A 2097-nucleotide genomic window follows, 5' to 3' on the forward strand; every position below is an offset into this window, starting at 1 on the left:
ATAGATATTTCCTAAGTGACTTATTGGACCAAAATAAATGAAAGAGACAAATCAGCAGATTATTAATTTAGAAAAGAACGATCTAAATTTATCCCGATTGAAAAATATTATTAATCTAATCTTTCATAATGAAAATATCAGGCAGGATAAACAACTGAATATTGTTATAACAAATAATAAATATTTAAAGGAATTGAATTCAAAATTTAAAAATCTTGACAGACCTACTGATGTGCTATCATTTTTATTTGATAATAAATTTTTACCAGATAATTTATCAATTTTAGGTGATGTTTATATTTCTCTTGAAAAAGCAAAAGAGCAAGCGATTCAGTATAAAGTTTCATTACAAAATGAGATTGAGAGACTTATGATTCACGGAATATTACATCTTATTGGATATACTCATAATGACAAAGATAAGGATAAAGAGATGACTGAGAAGACAGAATATTATCTTAATAAAATTTCAAAATCCTAACATGGACAAGCCCGTTCTCCGTAGGTTTACTCCGAAGGGTGAACCAGAACCAAACAGTAAATATTAAGCAGTAATAAAGTCAATAATTTCTAAATCCTCCCGATTTATCGGGACTAATGTCAAATAAAATGACAAAGCCCCCGCCTTCCAAAGTGAAACGGCGGGCAGGCAAATGTCAAATCATGCCAAAACAAAATCTCCGAAGACTAATCTTTTTATATTTGGTATTTGATATTTTATTAGAAATTTGATATTTGTAATTAGTAATTTAACCCTTTCTATAAAATGGTTTCCAGATATAATAATCCCAATATATCGGGATGCCAAAATTTAACCCAGTTAAATAGAAAATAAATTTAACAGGGCAGGCACGAATATTGTTGACAAGATACTAATTTCTAATGGCAAATGCTGTTAAAAAATTTGTCGGTGTTCTCGGTCTGCCTGGCATATCCGTCAGCTGACGAAGAAGACAGGTGGGAAAATGCTAATAAAAGAATATCGGTGTATTTCGGTGAACTCGGCTTGCCTGGCGTAGCCTTGGCGAAGATAGGTGGTTAAATGATATTAAATATTATCTTTCTTATTATTTTAATAATACTTTCTGCCTTTTTCTCCTCTTCAGAGACTGCTCTATTTTCACTTTCCAGACTGTATCGTAAAAAGCTGGAGAATTCAACTAATATAAGCAAAAGATGCATTACAAAATTACTCAAGAATCCCAGGCAGTTATTGATTACAATTCTTCTTGGGAATACGATTGTAAATGTGAGTTTTGCATCTTTATCTGCAATTATAGCACTTAAAGTTAGTGAAGGGTTTAATTTAATTTCAGTATCAGTTGCAATAATCATTGAAATTGCTTTAGCTACAATCATTGTTCTTATTTTCGGTGAAATTGTACCCAAAGTTTATGCTATTCAATATGCTGAAAAATATTCATCCTTAATTGCTTTTCCCATTAGTTTTTTTAAAATAATACTCTTCCCAATTGTAAAGATATTAGAATGGCTGGCTTATATCTTTACTCTTGGCGGAAAGTCAGCTCTCATTGACTCGGAAATAAAAGTTACAACTGAAGACATAAAAAATATCGTGTATGATTCATCGTCTGATGTTGTTGATATGCCGAAAGATGAAAGAGAAATGCTCAATAGTGCTTTTGAATTCTCTGATACAAGAGTAAAAGAAGTAATGACTCCACGAATTGACATAACAGCAGTTGAAATTGAAAGCGGAATTGAAAAATTGATAAATACAATAAAAAAATCTGGTTTCTCAAGAATACCAATATACAGAGGAAATATTGATAATGTAATCGGAATGGTCTATAGTAAGGATATTATCCTGAACCATGAAAATAGAAAAAGAGTAAAGGATTTGATGAGAAATTGCTATTTTATTCCAGAAAATATGAAGATTAGCTATTTGCTTAGTTATTTTCGTAAGAATAGAGTGCATCTATCTGTTGTTGTTGATGAATATGGAGGCACATCAGGAATCGTCACTTTGGAAGATGTGCTTGAAGAGATAGTTGGCGAGATTCTGGATGAGACTGATGTTGAAAAGATTGAGATAAAGAAAATCAGCAAAGACGAGTATCTCCTGGATGGTTC

2 protein-coding genes are annotated in these 2097 nt (G+C 31.6%); both read left to right on the top strand.

Annotated elements, in window-relative coordinates:
• The first annotated feature begins 37 nt into the window (after positions 1-37).
• A complete protein-coding gene (gene ybeY / locus U9R23_07590) occupies positions 38-481 on the top strand; it encodes an rRNA maturation RNase YbeY (GenBank protein ID MEA3476285.1) in 444 nt (147 codons plus the stop codon).
• Positions 482-1042: 561 nt separating this feature from the next.
• Positions 1043-2097, top strand: a 1055-nt coding sequence (locus U9R23_07595; protein MEA3476286.1) for a hemolysin family protein, incomplete at its 3' end; no start/stop codon positions are given.

The sequence above is a fragment of the Candidatus Cloacimonadota bacterium genome (assembly GCA_034722995.1).
Classification (GTDB): domain Bacteria; phylum Cloacimonadota; class Cloacimonadia; order JGIOTU-2; family JGIOTU-2; genus JAGMCF01.